17 protein-coding genes are annotated in these 18,268 nt (G+C 63.1%); 1 reads left to right on the top strand and 16 read right to left on the bottom strand.

All coding sequences use genetic code 11. The annotated features are described in order from the left end of the window. Nucleotides 1-168 precede the first annotated feature (168 nt). The 12 genes from PYR71_RS03350 to PYR71_RS03295 all read right to left on the bottom strand — a co-directional run bounded on the left by PYR71_RS03350 (nucleotide 169) and on the right by PYR71_RS03295 (nucleotide 9,957). Nucleotides 169-1,314 (bottom strand): hemolysin family protein, encoded by a 1,146-nt coding sequence (locus PYR71_RS03350; protein ID WP_275618208.1) that lies wholly within the window; start codon nucleotides 1,312-1,314, stop codon nucleotides 169-171. Further along, nucleotides 1,311-1,826, bottom strand: a complete 516-nt coding sequence (gene ybeY, locus PYR71_RS03345) for an rRNA maturation RNase YbeY (RefSeq protein ID WP_183914123.1) — start codon at nucleotides 1,824-1,826, stop codon at nucleotides 1,311-1,313. Before ybeY ends, PYR71_RS03350 begins: the two co-directional genes overlap by 4 nt. Next, nucleotides 1,826-2,878: a PhoH family protein gene (locus tag PYR71_RS03340; protein WP_183914125.1), complete on the bottom strand. Its 1,053-nt coding sequence runs from the start codon at nucleotides 2,876-2,878 to the stop codon at nucleotides 1,826-1,828. The genes ybeY and PYR71_RS03340 overlap by 1 nt, the downstream gene beginning before the upstream one ends. A gap of 18 nt (nucleotides 2,879-2,896) precedes the next feature. After that, nucleotides 2,897-4,306 carry a tRNA (N6-isopentenyl adenosine(37)-C2)-methylthiotransferase MiaB gene (gene miaB, locus PYR71_RS03335; protein WP_183914127.1) on the bottom strand — a complete coding sequence of 470 codons (1,410 nt, stop codon included), beginning with the start codon at nucleotides 4,304-4,306 and terminating at the stop codon, nucleotides 2,897-2,899. A 228-nt stretch (nucleotides 4,307-4,534) separates the two neighbouring features. After that, entirely contained in the window at nucleotides 4,535-5,332 is a 798-nt protein-coding gene (gene olsA / locus PYR71_RS03330) for a lyso-ornithine lipid O-acyltransferase (RefSeq protein ID WP_275618207.1), read from the bottom strand. Nucleotides 5,333-5,359: 27 nt separating this feature from the next. Continuing rightward, nucleotides 5,360-5,788 carry a Fur family transcriptional regulator gene (locus PYR71_RS03325; RefSeq protein WP_010028198.1) on the bottom strand — a complete coding sequence of 143 codons (429 nt, stop codon included), beginning with the start codon at nucleotides 5,786-5,788 and terminating at the stop codon, nucleotides 5,360-5,362. A gap of 83 nt (nucleotides 5,789-5,871) precedes the next feature. After that, entirely contained in the window at nucleotides 5,872-6,366 is a 495-nt protein-coding gene (locus tag PYR71_RS03320; protein ID WP_183914130.1) for a GNAT family N-acetyltransferase, read from the bottom strand. A 2-nt stretch (nucleotides 6,367-6,368) separates the two neighbouring features. After that, nucleotides 6,369-7,031, bottom strand: coding sequence for a tRNA (adenosine(37)-N6)-threonylcarbamoyltransferase complex dimerization subunit type 1 TsaB (gene tsaB / locus PYR71_RS03315; RefSeq protein WP_275618206.1), 663 nt, complete (start codon nucleotides 7,029-7,031; stop codon nucleotides 6,369-6,371). Between the two features lie 88 nt (nucleotides 7,032-7,119). After that, nucleotides 7,120-7,686, bottom strand: a complete 567-nt coding sequence (locus PYR71_RS03310) for a NifU family protein (RefSeq protein WP_275618205.1) — start codon at nucleotides 7,684-7,686, stop codon at nucleotides 7,120-7,122. A 109-nt stretch (nucleotides 7,687-7,795) separates the two neighbouring features. Then, nucleotides 7,796-8,287, bottom strand: coding sequence for a universal stress protein (locus tag PYR71_RS03305; protein ID WP_183914134.1), 492 nt, complete (start codon nucleotides 8,285-8,287; stop codon nucleotides 7,796-7,798). Between the two features lie 109 nt (nucleotides 8,288-8,396). Further along, nucleotides 8,397-9,461, bottom strand: a complete 1,065-nt coding sequence (gene trpS / locus PYR71_RS03300; protein ID WP_275618204.1) for a tryptophan--tRNA ligase — start codon at nucleotides 9,459-9,461, stop codon at nucleotides 8,397-8,399. Nucleotides 9,462-9,558: 97 nt separating this feature from the next. Beyond that, nucleotides 9,559-9,957 (bottom strand): VOC family protein, encoded by a 399-nt coding sequence (locus PYR71_RS03295; RefSeq protein WP_275618203.1) that lies wholly within the window; start codon nucleotides 9,955-9,957, stop codon nucleotides 9,559-9,561. Nucleotides 9,958-10,143: 186 nt separating this feature from the next. Here PYR71_RS03295 and PYR71_RS03290 point away from each other — a divergent pair, with 186 nt between their 5' ends. Continuing rightward, on the top strand, nucleotides 10,144-10,572 hold the full coding sequence (locus tag PYR71_RS03290; RefSeq protein WP_275618202.1) for a D-Ala-D-Ala carboxypeptidase family metallohydrolase: 429 nt from the start codon (nucleotides 10,144-10,146) through the stop codon (nucleotides 10,570-10,572). Between the two features lie 3 nt (nucleotides 10,573-10,575). Here the strand turns inward: PYR71_RS03290 and murJ are convergent, their stop codons facing one another. The 4 genes from murJ to mutS form a co-directional block, all read right to left on the bottom strand. Next, nucleotides 10,576-12,156 carry a murein biosynthesis integral membrane protein MurJ gene (murJ, locus tag PYR71_RS03285; RefSeq protein WP_275618201.1) on the bottom strand — a complete coding sequence of 527 codons (1,581 nt, stop codon included), beginning with the start codon at nucleotides 12,154-12,156 and terminating at the stop codon, nucleotides 10,576-10,578. Beyond that, the gene (locus PYR71_RS03280; RefSeq protein WP_275618200.1) at nucleotides 12,153-15,059 is read right to left on the bottom strand and encodes a [protein-PII] uridylyltransferase; all 2,907 of its coding nucleotides are present in this window, start codon (nucleotides 15,057-15,059) and stop codon (nucleotides 12,153-12,155) included. Before PYR71_RS03280 ends, murJ begins: the two co-directional genes overlap by 4 nt. A gap of 133 nt (nucleotides 15,060-15,192) precedes the next feature. After that, complete coding sequence (locus PYR71_RS03275) at nucleotides 15,193-15,468, bottom strand: hypothetical protein (RefSeq protein WP_183914141.1); 276 nt, start codon at nucleotides 15,466-15,468, stop codon at nucleotides 15,193-15,195. A gap of 11 nt (nucleotides 15,469-15,479) precedes the next feature. Next, nucleotides 15,480-18,206 (bottom strand): DNA mismatch repair protein MutS, encoded by a 2,727-nt coding sequence (gene mutS / locus PYR71_RS03270; protein WP_275618199.1) that lies wholly within the window; start codon nucleotides 18,204-18,206, stop codon nucleotides 15,480-15,482. Nucleotides 18,207-18,268 lie beyond the last annotated feature (62 nt).

Below are 18,268 nucleotides of genomic sequence, written 5' to 3'. Positions count from 1 at the left end.
CGTGTCGCGCAAAAGTTTGCCGCGGTTTTGCGGCAACGACATGCGCAAAAACAAAGAGCTAAATTAAAGCGCAAGGAGCGAATCTGAAAGATCGCGACACGCTTTAATGCATTTCGTCAGGAACCGCGCAGCGGTTCCGGAATGACGACACGTTGTAAAAGCAAAGAACTAGTTGGCGGTCGATTCGGCCGGCCGGTCGTCGCCGGTCTCGGCGCCGGGCGTGATGTCGCCGGCCTCTTTGGCGCGGCGGCGGATCGCGTGCCGCTTGCGGGTGATGCGCAGCCGTTTAATGCGACGCGGATCGGCGTCGAGGATGTGGAATTCGAAATTCGGCAGCGCCTGGACGACCTCGCCGCGCACCGGAATGCGGCCGAGGGCCGAGAAGATCAGCCCGCCCAGCGTATCGACTTCGTCGACCTGCTCGCTGATGTCGAAATCCGGCCCGATCGCTGCGGCGATCTCTTCCAGTTCGACTCGGGCGTCGGCGATGAAGACGTCTTCGGCGACGCGTTTGAACATCACTTCTTCGTCATCATGTTCGTCGTCGATGTCGCCAACCACCATTTCGACGATGTCCTCATGCGAGGCGAGACCGTCGGTGCCGCCATATTCGTCGATGACGAGTGCCATCTGCGTGCGGTTCACCTGCATCCGGCGCAGCAGGTCGGAGGCCAGCATCGACGGCGGCACGAACAGGATCTTGCGGATGATGCCGGCCTCCGCCAGCGTCTTCTGCAGGTCAACGCGGGCGAGATCGAAATTCGACTTGGCCGAACGCGGCGGCTTCTGGATATTCTCAGGCGCAACGTCGATCGCCGGCACCGCGACCGCCGGTTTCGTCGGGCCGCGGCGCTTGTTGCGCGCTTGTTTGGCGACATAGGAGAGCAGGTCGCGGATATGCACCATGCCGCGCGGATCGTCGAGCGTATCGGCATAGACGGGCATGCGCGAGCGGCCGGATTCCTCGAACAGGATCATCAGCTCGCCGATGGTGATGTTCTGGTCCACCGCCTCGATATCGGCGCGCGGCACCATCACGTCGGCGACGCGCACCTCGCGGAAGCGCAGGATATTGTGCAGCATCGCCCGCTCGTCGGGCGAAAAGGCGTCGTCGCCGGCCGCGTCTGTCATCAGCGCGTCGGCCAGATCCTCTCGCAGCCGCGAGCCCTGCTGCGGGCGGAGAATGCGCGCGGCGCGCGACCAGAAGGATTGGGATCGGCCGGATGGCCGACTACTACTGCCCGCCTCGTCCGAAGAGGAGGATGACTCGGAGTCCTTGGCGTCTGCCGCCGGCTTCGTCGTAAAGTCGCTCATGGTTCCATTTTAAGGTCTTGACCCTCGTAAGGATCAGATAGGCCGAGCTGCGCCAAAATGCGAGTCTCCAGCCCCTCCATAATTTCGGCTTCGGTACTATTCATATGATCGTAGCCGAGAAGATGCAAGAAACCGTGCACCAGAAGATGGGTCAGGTGGTCGTCGAAACTCTTTTCGAGCTCATGGGCCTCCCGCTCAACCGTCTCCCTGGCGATGATGATATCGCCGAGCATCGGGCCCGGCATTTTTCCCGGCTGAACCGGAAAGGCCGGAAAGGAGAGTACGTTGGTCGCCTTGTCCTTGCCGCGCCATTCGGCGTTGATGTCCTGGATCGAGGCGTCGTCGGTAAAGACCAGCGACACCTCGGGCGGAATCGTCGGGAAGGGCTGCTTTTCGCTATCGCGGAGATAGACCGCCGCTGCCGCGAGCACACGGCCGCAAAAAGCCAACAGCGTCTCTTCCTCGGGCCAGCCGATGTTCTCGATGCTGATTTGGATGTCGAGCTCGGCCATCAGTCCTGCCGGCTGCCGTCTTCAGCGTCGACGGCATACGTGGAATCATAGGCCCTGACGATGCGCCCGACCAGCGGATGACGCACGACGTCAGTATCCTTGAAGCGCACGATAGAGATGCCCTCGACGCCGTTCAGCAGCTGCAGGGCCTCGACCAGGCCGGATTTGACGCCGCGCGGCAGGTCGATCTGGCTCGGGTCGCCGGTGACGATCATCCGGGAATTCTCGCCGAGGCGCGTCAGGAACATCTTCATCTGCATCGACGTGGTGTTCTGCGCTTCGTCGAGGATGATCGCGGCATTGGCAAGCGTGCGGCCGCGCATGAAGGCGAGTGGCGCGATCTCGATGACCCCGGCGGTGATCGCCCGGTCGACCTTGTCGGCGGGGATCATGTCGTAGAGCGCATCATAGAGCGGGCGAAGATAGGGATCGACCTTTTCCTTCATGTCGCCGGGCAGGAAGCCCAGGCGCTCACCGGCTTCGACGGCCGGACGCGACAGGATGATTTTCTCGACGGCGCCGCGTTCCAGCAGCTGAGCGGCATGGGCGACGGCGAGATAGGTCTTGCCGGTGCCGGCCGGGCCGACGCCGAAGACCAGTTCGGAGCGTTCCAGCGCCCTGATATAGGCGTCCTGGGTCGGCGTGCGGGCGATGATCGTCTTCTTGCGGGTGGAAACCTGCGCCATCGTCAGCTTGGCCTTGCGCTCCATCGTCGGCAGGCTGAGCTGATCGTCGGCGGCGACCGCCATGCGGATTGCGCCCTCGACGTCGGATCGTTCCACGTTGCCGCCTTTCTGAAGTTTTTCATAGAGATAGTCGAGCGTGCGCCGCGCCTGGTTGGTGGTCACGACATCGCCCGATATGACGACGGAATTGCCGCGCGCCCGCGCATCGATGTTGAGCCGCTCCTCGAGCAGCTTCAGGTTCTGGTCGAATTGACCGAAGAGCTCGCTGGCGAACCGATTGTTCTCGAACGTCAGGACGAAGTGATTGGTGTCGCTCGGCGTGCGGGGGTGGCGCGGTGAAGAAGAAACCAATTCTTGTCCGTTCAAGCGGTCGGGCTCCTTGGGTTAGACCGCAGCCTCTGCGCGTTCGGCAAACAGGCTGTTCGTTCCGGTTCCGGTGATTCGCACTTTAATAATGTCACCGATTTGCGATGCTTTTGCATCAACATTCACGGATTGAAGCCAGGGAGAACGTCCGATTAGCTGGCCGGGCATGCGGCCGGGCTTTTCGAGCAGCAGATCGATCTCCTTGCCGATGCAGGATTCGGCAAATTCCTGCTGCTGCTTCAAAAGAAGCGCTTGCAGGCGTTCCAGCCGTTCTGCCTTGATTTCTTCCGGCACCTGGTCCTTCAGTTCCGCACCGGGTGTGCCCGGCCGTGTCGAGTATTTGAACGAGAAGGCCTGCGCGTAGCGCACCTCTTCTACGAGTCTCAGTGTATCCTCAAAATCCGCGTCTGTCTCCCCCGGAAAGCCGGTGATGAAATCGCCCGACAGCGCGATGTCGGGCCGCACTGTGCGGATGCGTTCGATCAGCGTCAGATATTCGGCTGCCGTGTGACGCCGGTTCATCGCTTTCAGGATGCGGTCCGAGCCCGATTGCACCGGCAGGTGCAGATAGGGCATCAGCGCCCTCAAGTCGCGGTGCGCCTCGATCAGCCGGTCGTCCATGTCGCGCGGATGGCTGGTGGTATAACGCAGCCGCGCAAGGCCGGGGATCTCGGCAAGGCGGTAGAGCAGGTCGCCGAGGCTCCATGCCTCTCCCTTCGGCCCGGCGCCGTGCCAGGCATTGACGTTCTGGCCGAGCAGGGTGATCTCGCGCACGCCGGCTGAGACGAGCTTTTCGGCCTCGTCGACGATCTGGGAAATCGGCCGCGACACTTCCGAGCCGCGCGTATAGGGCACGACGCAGAAGGTGCAGAACTTGTCGCAGCCCTCCTGCACCGTCAGGAAGGCGGTGACGCCGCGGGCGCGGATCTTGCGGCTCTCGGCAATCGGCAGATGCTCGAACTTGTCCTCGATCGCGTATTCGGTGTCGACGACGCGCTGGCCCTGTTTGGCCCGCCGCAGCGCTTCCGGCAGGCGATGATAGGTCTGCGGACCGATGACGACGTCGACGGCCGGCGCCCGGCGCAGGATCTCCTCGCCTTCGGCCTGGGCGACGCAGCCGGCAACCCCGATCATCATCTCCCTTCCGTCGGCCGCCTTCTTCTTCTTCATCTCGCGCAGCCGGCCGAGCGCGGAATAGACCTTCTCGGCCGCCTTTTCGCGGATATGGCAGGTGTTGAGGAGGACGAGGTCGGCCTCTTCCATGTCTTCCGTCGGCTCGTAACCGTCGCGGGCGAGCGCATCGCTCATGCGCGTGGAATCATAGACGTTCATCTGGCAGCCATAGGTCTTGATGAAGACCTTGCGGCTGTTGGAGCCGTCGCGGAGTGTCTGCTCCGGGGCCTGGAGAAGGGCGCTATCCTGTGTCATGGCCGGCTATGTAGTGGTTTTTGCCGCCCGAGAAAATCAAAATCTTGTTTTAGCAGCCGCGCAACGACATGCGAGAAAACAAGGAGGTAAAGCGCGAGGAGCGAATCTGAAGGAGCGCGGCGCCGCTAAAGCATGTCGCGCAAAAGTGTGCAGCAGTTTTGCGGCAACGACATGCGTCAAAACAAAGAGCAAAGCGCGAGGAGCGAATCTGAAAGATAGCGACGCGCTTCAGGAAATTTCCCGCCCGCGCAGGCGGCTGTTCAAGAGGTTGCGGATGCGCGAGGCAATTGTCGCGCTCACCTCTTTGCGATTGGTGTCGGCGCGATATTCCACCGCTTCGCCGAAGGAAACCTCCGCGTCGAGGGCGCCGCATCTGACGATGTCGATCAGGTGCGGCAAGAGCTCGATATCGCCCGGCCAGGCGGCGAGCGGCCTGTGATACCGTCCCATCGGGATGCCGTGCACGCGGGTATAGGCAATCGCCACCGGCTGCACCACGACGGTCCCCGTCGGGGAGGCGGGCACGGCCATCGCGGCGGCGCCGAACAGCGAGGATTTCACCTCCAGCAGCCGGTTGCCGTCCGAGGTCGTGCCCTCCGGGAAGAGCACGATGATTTCGCCGTCGGCCATGCGCCCGGCGATCTCATTGGCCTGATGGCCGGTTTTGCGCCGCTCCTCGCGCACGACGAAGACGCTTTTCTGCAGTTTGGCGAGCGTACCGAAGATCGGCCACTCGGCCACCTCGATCTTGGCGATGAAGGCGACGTCGGCCACGGCCGACATCACCATGATATCCAGCCAGGACGAATGGTTGGAGCAGAGCATCAGCGGCCGCCGGTCTTCCAGCCTGCCGGTGACGCGCACGCGGATGCCGAGGCAATAGCAGATGATGCGGTGCCAGACGCGCGGCAGCCGGCGGCGCAGCCGCCAGTCGAAACGCAGCGCCAGCAGCTGCAGCGGTATGAGCACGATGCTGACGGCAAGGATGACGGCCGCAGCCAAAGCGATGCGCAGCCAGGCGATCAAAGGTGCTGCTCCCGGGCGGCCATTGCTTCAGAGATCGTCCTTCTTCAACGGAATGCCATAGAGCTCCAGGCGGTGGTCGACCAGCTGGAAGCCGTGTTCGCGGGCGATGCGCTCCTGCAGCGCCTCGATCTCCGGCGAGCGAAATTCGATGACCGTGCCGGTTTTCAGGTCGATGAGGTGGTCGTGGTGCTCTTCCGGCACTGTTTCGTATCGCGAGCGCCCGTCGCGGAAGTCGTGGCGGGCGATGATGCCGGCATCCTCGAACAGTTTGACGGTGCGATAGACGGTCGAGATCGAGATTTTCGCATCGACTTTCACCGAGCGGCGGTAGAGCTCTTCGACGTCGGGATGGTCTGCCGAATCTTCCAGGATACGCGCGATCACGCGGCGCTGCTCGGTCATGCGCATGCCGCGTTCGGCGCAAAGCTCCTCAAGGGTCTTGGCTACATCAGGCATGGCCCGCCTTCAAAAATATTCGCGTTTCGACAACGCCCGCACGGTCGTCGCGCCAGCCGGCCTGTCATCTCTCTGCCACGGAACTACCGAAGAACGCGCTTCATGACAAGCGCCGTGGAAAGGACGCCGTTTTCCTGCTTGTAGTAGCCTTGGCGCTCGCCGACCTTCTCGAAGCCGAGCTTGCGGTAGAGGCCGAGTGCGGCCGTATTGCCGTTGTCGACCTCGAGAAACATGCTCTCACCGCCGCGCGCCCGCGCCTCCCGCATCGCCGCCTGCATCAGCCGCCAGCCGAGCCCGGAACGGGCGACCTTTGCCTGCACGGCGACCGTCAGGATTTCCGCCTCGCCGGCGACCTGGCGGGCAAGAATGAAGCCGGGCAGCGGCTTTTTCAGGATGGCATTGGTCTGGCGCGCGACGAAGCCGAACACGGTCTCCTGCGACAGCAGGCTGTGGAACTCGCCGTCGCCCCAGGGCCTTGCGAAACGCTCGCCATGCAGCACGGCGACGTCGCGGCAATCCTCGCGCTCCATGGCGATGATCTCGAATTCCGGCTTCAGCGTCAGATAGGCTTCCAGCATGGTCACACTCGTCGCGCAATCGCATATCCGGCCTGCGGTTTGGCATCCGGTCCGCGCAGATAAAGGGGCTTTGGCTTTCCGGCATCGGCCGCGGCGGCAGCACCGAGGCGCGCCACCACCGAAATCGGAAAAACGTTGGCATGGTTGCCGCCGGCGTCCGCCTTCAGGAGCGGCGTTGCCGAACCGGTGATCTCGCCGTCGAAGCCGGCGGCGAAAGCCTGGGCCTCGGCGACGCTTGCCGCCCGGGCTGCATCGAGCGGAGAACCATCCGCCGCAAAGGACTGGAGATAGATTTCGTCCCGCTTGGCGTCCATGGCGGCAAGCACCGGGCGGCCGGGCGTCCTCTCGCGCTCTGCGGCCGCCATCACTTCGAGCGTGGTGACGCCGACCACGGGGATTTGCAGCGACAGCGCAAAGCCGCGGGCTGCGGCCACGCCGACGCGGATACCGGTAAAGGAGCCGGGGCCAATGGTGACGGCAAGACGGTCGACCTGGGAAAGCGTCATATCGGCCTGAGCCAGCGCACGGTCGACGATATCGATCAGATGTTCAGCATGCCCCTTGCCGATCATGTCCGATGCCTCCCCCAGCACCGTATTCCTGCCGCTGTCATAAACTGCGGCAGAGCAATCCACACCTGCCGTGTCGAGCGCCAGAACGATCATGCCATCAATTTCCGAATAAACTCTTGTCGCTAACCATAAACCCGTCCGGCCGAACGAGAGATGAACGGCCGGAACGAATTCGAGCTTTTCAAGCGGCAATCACTTCCTGCACTTCGGGTACGAAATGGCGCAGTAGGTTCTGGACGCCATGCTTCAGCGTCGCCGTCGAAGACGGGCAGCCGGAGCAGGAGCCCTTCATGTTCAGATAGACCTTGCCGTCCTTGAAGCCGCGGAAGGTGATGTCGCCGCCGTCCTGGGCAACGGCCGGGCGCACGCGGGTCTCCAGAAGTTCCTTGATGGTCAGCACGATCGATTCGTCGCCTTCGTCAAAGAATTCGTCGCCGGCATCGGCGTCCTCGGACAGAATGGAGGAGTCGCCCATGACCGGCTTGCCGGACATGAAATGCTCCATGATCGAGCCTAATATAGCCGGCTTAAGATGCTGCCATTCGGCATTGTCCTTGGAGACGGAAATGAAGTCGTAGCCGAAATAGACGCCGGTGACGCCAGGAATTTCGAACAGCCGGGCGGCGAGCGGCGAGGCTTCGGCCTCCTCGGCGCTGCGGAATTCGGCGGTGCCGTTTTCCATGACCACCTTGCCCGGCAGGAACTTCTGCGTGGCGGGATTCGGCGTGGCTTCGGTCTGAATGAACATCTGGCTCTCCGTGCGGCGGGCCCAAGACCTCGGCCGTCTTTAGAATTCTTCAAAAGAAAATAGGCCCATTGCCTGATCTAATCAAGAGACTTGTACTCAAGAAATACGCTCAGCAGAGGGCGTCGATTTCCTCGTTCGTCAGCGTATCCGGCAGCACGGTCACCGGAATCGGAAAGGCCGCCGCGCGTCCGGCGACCGACGAAACCAGCGGTCCAGGACCTTCCTTTGCCGAACCGGCGGCAAGAACGAGGATCGCCACATCGCGGTCTTCCTCGATCACGGCGTTGATCTGCTCGGCCGCACTGCCTTCACGGATGACGATCTCCGGCTCGATGCCGATCGTCTCGCGCACGATCTGGGCGATCTTGGCGACGGTCGCTTCGGCTTCCTCGCGCGCCTCGGCCCGCATGATCTCCTCGACGCCGAGCCATTGCTGGAAATCGCCGTCGGGGATCACATAGAGCAGCACCAGGCCGCCATTGGAATTCTTCGCGCGCCGGCCGGCATAATGAACGGCGCGCTGGCATTCGGGTGTCCCGTCGATCACAGCCATGAATTTGCGCCGGTGACCTTCGAGCCGTGAGAGTCGCTTCGATACCATGGCGCGGACTCTGACACCCGAAGCGGAAAAATTGCAAGCGTAGTTTTCGGCGCGACGCCTCGGAAGCAGATACCCTTCTGCCCGGCGGCCAGAAGGGAGATCTGCTGCCTCAGTAAAGGAAGCCGATGACGTCCCGCAGCTGGTTCATCGTCACCTCGGCGCGAGCCCGGGCGCGTTCGCTGCCCTTGCGCAGGATCGCATCGATGTGGCTGGTATCGTCCATCAGCCGGCGCATTTCGCCGGTGATCGGCGCCAGCACGTGGATGGCGAGATCGACCAGCGCCGGCTTGAACACCGAGAACTGCTGGCCGCCGAATTCGGCAAGCACTTCCGACTTCGATTTGTCGGCGAGGGCCGCATAGATCGCCACCAGATTGTCGGCTTCCGGCCGGCCCTGCAGTCCGTCGACGTCACTCGGCAAACCATCCGGATCGGTCTTTGCCTTGCGGATCTTCTTCGAGATCGCATCCTCGTCATCCATCAGATTGATGCGCGACAGGTCCGAAGGATCGGATTTGGACATTTTTTTGGTGCCGTCGCGCAGCGACATGACGCGCGGTGCCGGTCCGCCGATCAGCGGCTCGACCATCGGGAAATAGGCATGCACCGGTTCGTCGCCGACGGTGATGTCGACGCCGTAGCCGGTCCTGCCGATATGCTCGGCATAATCGAGGTTGAACTTCATGGCAATGTCGCGGGCAAGCTCGAGATGCTGCTTCTGGTCCTCGCCAACAGGCACATGCGTGGCGCGGTAGACGAGAATGTCGGCGGCCATCAGGCTCGGATAGGCGTAGAGGCCGAGCGAGGCCTGCTCGCGGTCCTTTCCGGCCTTGTCCTTGAACTGCGTCATGCGGTTCATCCAGCCGATGCGGGCGACGCAGTTGAAGATCCAGGCGAGTTCGGCATGCTGCGGCACGGCCGACTGATTGAAGACGATATGTTTTTCCGGATCGATGCCGGCGGCGATGAAGGCGGCGGCGATCGAGCGCGTCTGGCTCGGCATGTCCTCATGCACCAGCTGGGCGGTGAGCGCATGCATGTCGACGACGCAGTAGATGCAGTCATTGCCTTCCTGCAGCGCGACGAAGCGGCGGATCGCGCCGAGATAGTTGCCGAGATGCAGATTGCCGGTCGGCTGCACGCCGGAGAATACGAGTTTCTTGAATTCGCTCATGTCGTCCTCAATAGGCTGGTGGAGGGCCCCAAGGCTTTTTCGCCTGTGTTGCTGATGCCGCGGCTTATGCACGGGCGACCCGTCGCAATCAAGGGGTTCAGCCTGCGGTATGCTGGATCAGATCGAAGCTGTTGCCATAGGGATCGGCAAAGACCGCGACCGTGCCGTAAACCTCGTGCCGTGGCTCCTCCAGAAAGCGCACCCCGGCTGCAAGCATGGCGGCATGATCACGGGCGAAATCGTCGGTCTTCAGGAAGAACCCGACACGGCCACCGGTCTGGTTGCCGATTGCCCCCCGCTGTACTTCGTTGGCCGCCTGCGCCAGCAGAAAAGCGGCGCCATCCCCGCCTCGCGGCTTCACGACCACCCAGCGTTTGCCGTCGGGCAGCGGCTTGTCCTCAAGGCAGTCGAAACCGAGCGCGCCGCAATAAAAGGCCTTGGCGCGGTCGTAATCGTCGACGACCAGAGTGACGAGGAAAAGCGACTGTACCGTCATGCGATTCTCCTGTGTTTGGACGTTTTTTCCATTTTGAGGCAGGCATTTCCCTAGTTTTAAGCCGAATTGATCAGGCTTTTTAGTTATAATTGAGTATAAAATTTCACAGAAAAGCTTTTATTGAACTGAAAATCCTCGACCGCAGGGTGGCCGGATGGCCGCCGTTCCAACCGCCCGGAGGGACCCATGCAGAACCCCGCTTTGCTCGCCATGGCAGGCCTTTTCGCCCTACAATCAGCAACCAGCGCCGTCGGTCAAGACAGCAAAAGGCCGGCCATTCATCTGCCGAAACATGAGGCGCGTCTCGCCTATACGGTCCAGACCGTCAGCGTCCGTGCCGGCTGTTTTCCGGCGCGTCTTCGGGCAGTGCTGTCGCATATCGCCGTGAGAACCGGACGCCGCCCGATGATAACCTCCGGCCTGAGGCCGCATCCCCGCCGTCATGGTTCCCTGCATGGCAAATGCCTGGCGGCCGATATCAGGGTTCCGGGCCTGTCGGAGCGCGCCATCATCGCCGCCGCAAGCAGCGCACCGGGTATCGGCGGCATCGGCAGCTATTGCAACGGCATCGTCCATGTCGATGTCGGGCCGCGGAGGCGGTGGGTCGATTGTTAGAGCCTATGCATCTTCCGCCGCCACCGGCTTGCGGTTCAGATTGCGCCGGATCATGCCAAGATTCGCTCCGCCGATCAGGAAGGCGGCGGCGAAATAGACCAGCATGGAGATCGCAATCAAGAGCCCCAGCGTACCGATCTTGGTGAGAAGCGGCGCGCCTGAGGCAAGCCAGGGCGCAAAATACTGCTTGAGGAAGACGATCGCCGCCCCCATGACGGCGGCAGCAACGATCAACAGCGCGGCGCGTTTTGCCAGTGCCCATTCCCATGTCAGATGGCCGCGGCGCAACAGCGTGGTGAACAGCAGCACGGTGCTGATCCAGCCGGCGGTAGCTTCGGCGACCGCGATGCCGGGCGCGCCCATATAGGGGAAGAGTGTCAGCGCCGTGGCGCAATTGGTCGCGACGGCGATCGCCGAGAAGCGCATCGGCGTCTTGGTGTCCTCGCGGGCATAGAAGCCGGGCTGCAGCGCCTTGATCAGCACGAAGGCGGGCAGGCCGATGCCGTAAATCGCCAGGATCGAGCCGACGACGAGGGTGTTTTCCTGATGGAATGCGCCGCGTTCGTAAAGCACGCGGATGATCTCGTCGGACAGGATCCAGAGTGCGAAGGCGGCCGGAATGGTCAGGAACAGCACGAATTCGATCGAGCGGTTCTGCAGATTGCCGGCCTCGCGCGGGTGGCCGGCCTTCAAGGCTCGCGCCAGCTCCGGCAGCAGCACCACGCCGACGGCGACGCCGACGACGCCGAGTGGCAGCTGGTAGATGCGGTCGGCATATTGCAGCGCCGCGATCGCGCCGTCGCGGGAGGAGGCGATCGCTTGGCCGATCAGCTGGTTGATCTGGGTGATGCCGCCGGTGACCGCGGCCGGCACCGCGAGGATCAGCAGCCGTTTGACGTTCGGCGTCATCTTCGGGAAGCGCAGGCCGATGCTCATGCCGGCCGCAAGCACGCCGACATAGACGACGGCAAGCTGCAGCAGGCCGGCCACAAGCACGCCCCAGGAGAGATACCAGGCCGTCGCCAGCGGATCGGCGCCGGTGTAGAGCGCATAGAACAGCGCCCCGATCATCACCACGTTGAGGAAGACGGGCGCGATGGCGGCGGCGAAGAAATGATGCAGCGAATTCAGCATGCCGCTCATCATTGCCGTCAGCGACATGCACATGAGATAGGGAAACATCACGGCCGCCATGCGGATCGTGATCGAGAACTTCTCGGGATCGTCGGCAAAGCCCGGCGCGATGACGAAGCGCACCAGCAGCGGCATGGCAAGCTCCATCACGATGGTGATGAGGAGCAGCACCGAAAACAACACGCCGAAGACTTCCTCCGAAAAGCGCTTGGCGCCATCCGTGCCATTCGCCTCGATCTCCTTGGCAAAGAGCGGCACGAAGGCGGCGTTGAAGGCGCCTTCGGCAAACAGCCGGCGAAAGAGGTTCGGGAAGCGGAAGGCGGCATAGAAGACGTCAGCCATCGGGCCGGTGCCGAGTGCGGCCGCCATCAGCGTTTCGCGGGCGAAGCCGAAGATCCGGCTGCCGAGGGTGGCGCCGCCGACGGTCGCGAATTTCTTGACGAGGCTCATGCTGGGGAATCGGCTTTCTTTTCGGCTGGGGGCGATGTCCGGGCGGTGGCGGCAGGCGCGATGATGCCGGAGGGCATGCGCTCGCGCAGTTCGTCCTCCTCCTCGGCCATCACCGCCTTCATCCGGGCGGTGATGTTGGCGCGCTTGCTGTCGCCCGAGATTTTCTGGCCGACCAGATCGGTGACGTAGAAGGTGTCGATCACTTTCTCGCCGAAGGTGGTGATGCGGGCCGACTGGATGTCGAGCGACAGATCGGAGAGCACGGCGGTGATCTCCGACAAGAGGCCGGGCCGGTCGAGGCATTCGACCTCGATGACGGTGAACTTGTTCGACAGGCTGTTGGTAATGTTGACCGACGGCGGAATGACGAAGGCCTTGCTTTTCTTGCGGTTGCGCGTGCGCGTGGCGATAACCTCGGGCAGGCGCTTGCGCCCCGACAGCACGTCCTCGATCATCCGTCCGATGGTGCCGGCGCGGCGCAGTTCGTCGGCATCGTCGGCAAATTCACGGCTGACATGGATGGTGTCGAGCGCCCGCCCGTCCGACGTCGTGAAGATCTGCGCGTCGACGATGTTGGCACCGGCTGCCGCACAGGCGCCGGCAATGACGGCGAGCAGGCGTGGATGGTCGGGCGAAAGCACCGTGATCTCGGTGATGGCGTGGAAACTGTCGGTCCGCACCATGGTAGCGAGCGCCTGGCCCGCCTTGTCGGCCTGGCGGATAAAGTGGGCGTGGCGGAGCTGGTCTTCCAGCGGCACGGAGAGCAGATAGGGCTGGTAATGCAGCTTGGTATAGGTATTGCGGTCCTTCTGGCTCCAGTCGGAGAGCGCAGCGCGCAGCGCCTCGGCGGCGGCGTTGGCGCGCTCCTTACGCGAGACTTCCGAGAAACCGCCGGCCAAAAGCAGCTCGGTTTCATAATAGAGCGTGCGCAGTAGCTGGCCCTTCCAGCCGTTCCAGACGCCGGGTCCGACGGCGCGAATATCGCAGATCGTCAGGATCAGCAGCATCTTCAGCCGGTCGAGCGACTGCACCCGGTCGGCGAAATCGGTGATGGTTTTGCGGTCGGTGAGGTCGCGGGTCTGCGCCACCATCGACATCGTCAGATGTTCTTCGATCAGCCAGACGACGATTTCCGTCTGCTTCTGCGACAGGCCGAAGCGGGCGCAGAGCTTGCGGGCGACGCGGGCGCCGGCGATCGAATGATCCTCCAGCCGGCCCTTGGCGATATCGTGGAGAAGAACGGCGACGTAGAGCGCCTCGCGGTCCTCGATGTTCGAAATCAGCTTGTTGGCGAGCGGGTGCAGATCCTCGGCCCGCGACTTGTCGATCTCCGAGAGAACGTCGACGGTGCGGATCAGATGTTCGTCGACCGTATAGTGGTGATACATGTTGAACTGCATCATCGCGACGATCTTGCCGAATTCCGGGATGAAGCGGCCGAGCACGCCGGCCTCGTTCATCCGCCGCAGGATCAGCGCCGGGTCGCGTTTCGATGTCAGGATCGACATGAACAGCCGGTTCGCCTCGTCGTTTTCCCGTAAGCTGTTGTCGATCAGGGCAAGCGAACGGGTGACGCGTTTCAGCGCATCAGGATGAAATTCCAGCCCATTGATGTCGGCGACATGGAAGAGCCGCAGGATGCTGACCGGATCGCGCTTGAACACCTCAGCGTCGGCGAGTGCGATGCGGCCGCGATCTTCGACGAATTCGGCGCTGCCGGCGATCTTGCGGGTGCGATGGGTGAAACGGCTGATGACGCCGGTGAGGCCGGGGATCGATTTGGCCTGCTGGTCTTCGAGTGCGGCGCAGAGGATGCGGGTCAAATCGCCGACATCCTTGGCAACGAGGAAATAATGTTTCATGAAGCGCTCGACGGCCGAAAGGCCGGGGCGGGTGTGATAGCCGAAGGCCTCGGCGATCTCGCGCTGGATGTCGAAGGACAGGCGCTCCTCGGCCTTGCCGGTCAGGAAGTGCATATGGCAGCGAACCGCCCAGAGGAAGTCGTCGGCCTTCTCAAGCAGGCGGTATTCGTGCTTTGACAGGACACCGAGCTTGATCAGCTCCGCCTGGTCGCGGACGTGATAATAATATTTCGAGATCCAGAACAGCGTGTGCAGGTCGCGAAGCCCGCCCTTGCCTTCCTTGACGTTCGGTTCGACGAGATAACGCGTGTCGCCGGCCTTGCGGTGGCGTTCGTCGCGCTCGGCAAGCTTGGCGGCGATGAACTCTGGGCCGGTGCCGGTGACGATTTCCTTGTCGAAGCGGGTCTCGAGCTCGGTTTCCAGCCGCTGCAACCCGCAGATAAAGCGCATCTCCAGAATGGCGGTGCGGATGGTCATGTCGGACTTGGAAAGCGCGATGCATTCCTCCACCGTGCGGGTGGCGTGGCCGACCTTGAGGCCCATGTCCCAGAGCACGTAGAGCATGAATTCGACGGCCTTGTGCGTCTCTTCCGCCGGCCGCGGCAGGAAGAGGAAGAGCAGGTCGATGTCGGAGCCGGGCGCCAGCGTGTCGCGGCCGTAGCCGCCAACGGCGGTGACGGCGAACTTGTCCTTCTGTTGCGGAAAGACATGGGCGGTGGCGAAATTGTAGAGGACGGTGATGATCTGGTCCTGCAGCCAGGAAATTCGGTAGGCACAATTCAGCCCGCTGCCGTCGGCGGCAAGGGCCGCACGCGCCTTTTGCCGGCCTTCCGTGCTCGCCTTTTTCAAGACGGCGAGAAGATCGGCGCGCATGACGTCGGGCCGGTTGCGGTTAGCTTCGGCGACCGCGTCGCATTGGTTCTGCAGCAGTTCGGTGTCGAGGATTGTGGAGAAATCGAGGTCGCGCATCGCTTTCGCCAGAAGGGGGTCCTGTTCATGCCGGGCTGGCGGTTCGCGGCCTGCCGCTTGTTTCGTCTGCATGCGCTATAGCCTCTTTGCCCGGCGATTGACACAGGTCCTCATACTGCAAGACCCTTTAAATTTGGCGAAATGGTGTTGGCCGGCAGCAGGGTGCCGGACGCTTTGACGCAAGCGGCGACTTTCGGCAAAAGCCTCATCCGGTCGCCTGCGCTCTCAGCGCGTAGAGCACCTGCCGTGTCTCGCCCAGGATCTCTTCGAGCGTCTGCCTGTCGCATTCGCGATAACCTGCCTTGGCGATCGCGGTTGCGAGCTCCGAGATCATAGCGCAACTGCGGGTGATTTTCAGCAGGCCGATCGGCGAGGTCCAGCCGCGCGCATCGCGGTCCTGGTCGGCGCGCCGCATCGTGTCGAACATGGAGCAGATCAGTGAGAGGCGCTCGGTTTCGCGAACCAGCTTTTCCATGAACATCGGCCGCGCTCCTATTTCAGCTTCTTCTTGAGATCGTATAGCGCATCCATCGCCTCGCGCGGCGTCATGTCGTCGAGGCTCATCGCCTTCAACGCCTCCTCGACCTTGGACGGGCCGCGAGCCGCGTCCTCGCGGCGCACGGCCACCTGGAAGAGCGGCAGGTCGTCGATCAACTGGCTCGCCGGATTCTTGCGGTCGGCATCCTCGAGACGGGTGAGCACGTCGCGGGCGCGCGCCACGACCGAGCCCGGAAGCCCGGCGAGGCGGGCGACCTGAATGCCGTAGGAGCGGTCGGCCGCACCGGGCCCGACCTCATGCAGGAAGATGACGTCGCCGTCCCATTCCTTGACGCGTATGGTGGCGTTCGATAGCCGGCCAAGTTTCTCCGACAGCACGGTCAGCTCGTGGAAATGCGTGGCGAAGAGGCCGCGGCAGCGATTGGCCTCGTGCAGGTGCTCGACGGCCGCCCAGGCGATCGACAGGCCGTCGAATGTCGCGGTGCCGCGGCCGATCTCGTCGAGGATGACGAGTGAACGGTCGCTCGCCTGATTGAGGATGGCGGCGGTTTCCACCATCTCGACCATGAAGGTCGAGCGCCCGCGCGCCAGGTCGTCGGAGGCGCCGACGCGCGAGAACAGCCGGTCGACGATGCCGATATGGGCTGATGTCGCCGGCACGAAGGAGCCCATCTGCGCGAGGATCGCGATCAGAGCGTTCTGGCGCAGGAAGGTCGATTTACCGCCCATATTCGGGCCGGTCAGCAGCCAGATGGCGCCGTCCTTGGCGCCGTCCTTCGGCGAAAGATCGCAGTGGTTGGCGACGAACGGGCCGCCCGCCTGACGCCGCAGGGCTTGCTCGACAACAGGATGACGGCCGCCCTCGATAGCAAACATCTTTGAGCCGTCGACCAGGGGCCGGCAATAGGCCTGCTCTTCGGCGAGCAGCGCCAGGCCGGCGGCGACGTCGATCACGGCCAGCGCGCGGGCGCCCGATTTGATAGCCTCGGCTTCAGCCACGACGGCGGCCGTCATCCTGTCGAAGGCTTCGAGTTCGATCGAAAGCGCCCGGTCGGCGGCGTTGGCGATGCGGCTTTCGAGATCGGCAAGTTCGGTCGTGGTGAAGCGCATCGCGCTCGCCATCGTCTGGCGGTGGATGAAGCGGGCCTTGGCTTCCCCCGTATCGGTCATCGGGGCTGCATTGCCGGCGGTGACCTCGATGAAATAGCCGAGAATATTGTTATGCTTGATCTTCAGCGACCGAATGCCGGTTTCCTCGGCATATTGCAGCTGTAGCCCGGCGATGACGCGGCGCGACTGGTCGCGCAGCGCCCGGACCTCGTCGAGTTCGCCGCTGGCGCCGTCGCGCAGGAAGCCGCCGTCGCGCTTCAGCAGCGGCAGTTCATCGGCGAGCGTCTCGGCAAGCAGCTTTTCCAGGCTCGCGGGAAGCGCTTTCAGCCCGGACAGCGCCTCGCCGAGTTCTTCCGGCAGCATGGCATTGGCGAGCATGGCCGCAACGCCGCCCGCCGCCTGAAGGCCTTGGCGGATGGCGGCAAGGTCACGCGGTCCGCCGCGGTCGAGCGCCAGGCGCGAAAGCGCTCGCGGCATGTCGGGCACGTGTTTCAGCGTGTCGCGCAGCTTGCCGCAGAGCGAGGGCTCGTCGATCAAGAAACCGATCGAATCGAGCCGTGCATTGATGCGGGCGGGGTCGGTGAGCGGCGACATCAGCCGTTCGGCCAGAAGCCTGGCGCCGCCGCCGGTGACTGTGCGGTCGATCGCCTTCAGGAGCGAACCGTTGCGATCGCCCGATAGCGTGCGGGCAAGTTCGAGATTGGCGCGCGTGGCCGGATCGATGAAAAGGGTCGAGGCGGCACTTTCCCGCTCGGGCTGCCCAAGCGGCGGGCGCTCGGCGATCTGCGTCTTCTCGACATAGGCGACGGCGGCTGCGGCCGCGGCAAGCTCGGCGCGCGAGAAGCTGCCGAAGCCGTCCAGCGTCGAAACCCCGAAATAGCGGGCGATCCGGCCTTCGGCGCTGGCGCTGTCGAACAGAACCGCCGGCTGCGGCACCGCCGTTCGGCCGAGCACGTCAAAGACGGGTTTCAGTTCGGCATCGTGGAAGATCGTATCGGGCAGGATGAGCTCGCGCGGATCGATGCGCAGGATGTCGACGAGCAGGCGCGAACTTTCCGTCTCCGCCAGCCGGAAGACGCCGGTGGAAATATCGATCCAGGCAAGCGCCAGCGCCGGTTCGGCCCCACCGCGAATGCGGGCGAGCGACATCAGATAGTTGGATTCCGAGGGCGATAGCAGCTTTTCCTCAGTGATCGTGCCCGGCGTGACCAAGCGGACGACATCGCGCTTGACGACGGATTTGCCGCCGCGTTTCTTTGCTTCGGCCGGATCCTCGACCTGCTCACAGACGGCGACGCGGAAACCGAGGGAAATCAGCTTCTGCAGATAATCGTCAGCGGCATGCACCGGCACGCCGCACATCGGGATATCCTGGCCCATATGCTGGCCGCGCTTCGTCAGCGTGATGCCGAGCGCGCGCGAAGCCTCCAGCGCATCCTCGAAGAACAGCTCGTAGAAGTCGCCCATGCGATAGAAGAGCAGCGAACCCGGATTGTTCGCCTTGATCTCGATATATTGCTCCATCATCGGCGTCGCCGACGCACGGCTTTCCGCCGTGGCAAGCTCGGCAGCCGAAAAGGCTTCATTTCCAGTGTCTATTCGTGCGTTCACGGAGGTGCAGTTTTTCCCAAAAAAACAGGTGCCAACCCTATCCGCGCGCCGCTATAGATGAC

The sequence above is a fragment of the Rhizobium mulingense genome, assembly GCF_029194105.1.
GTDB classification, from domain to species: Bacteria; Pseudomonadota; Alphaproteobacteria; order Rhizobiales; family Rhizobiaceae; genus Rhizobium; species Rhizobium mulingense.
The sequence above is the reverse complement of the archived record's forward strand: the minus strand, read 5'-3'. Positions and strand labels throughout refer to the sequence as shown.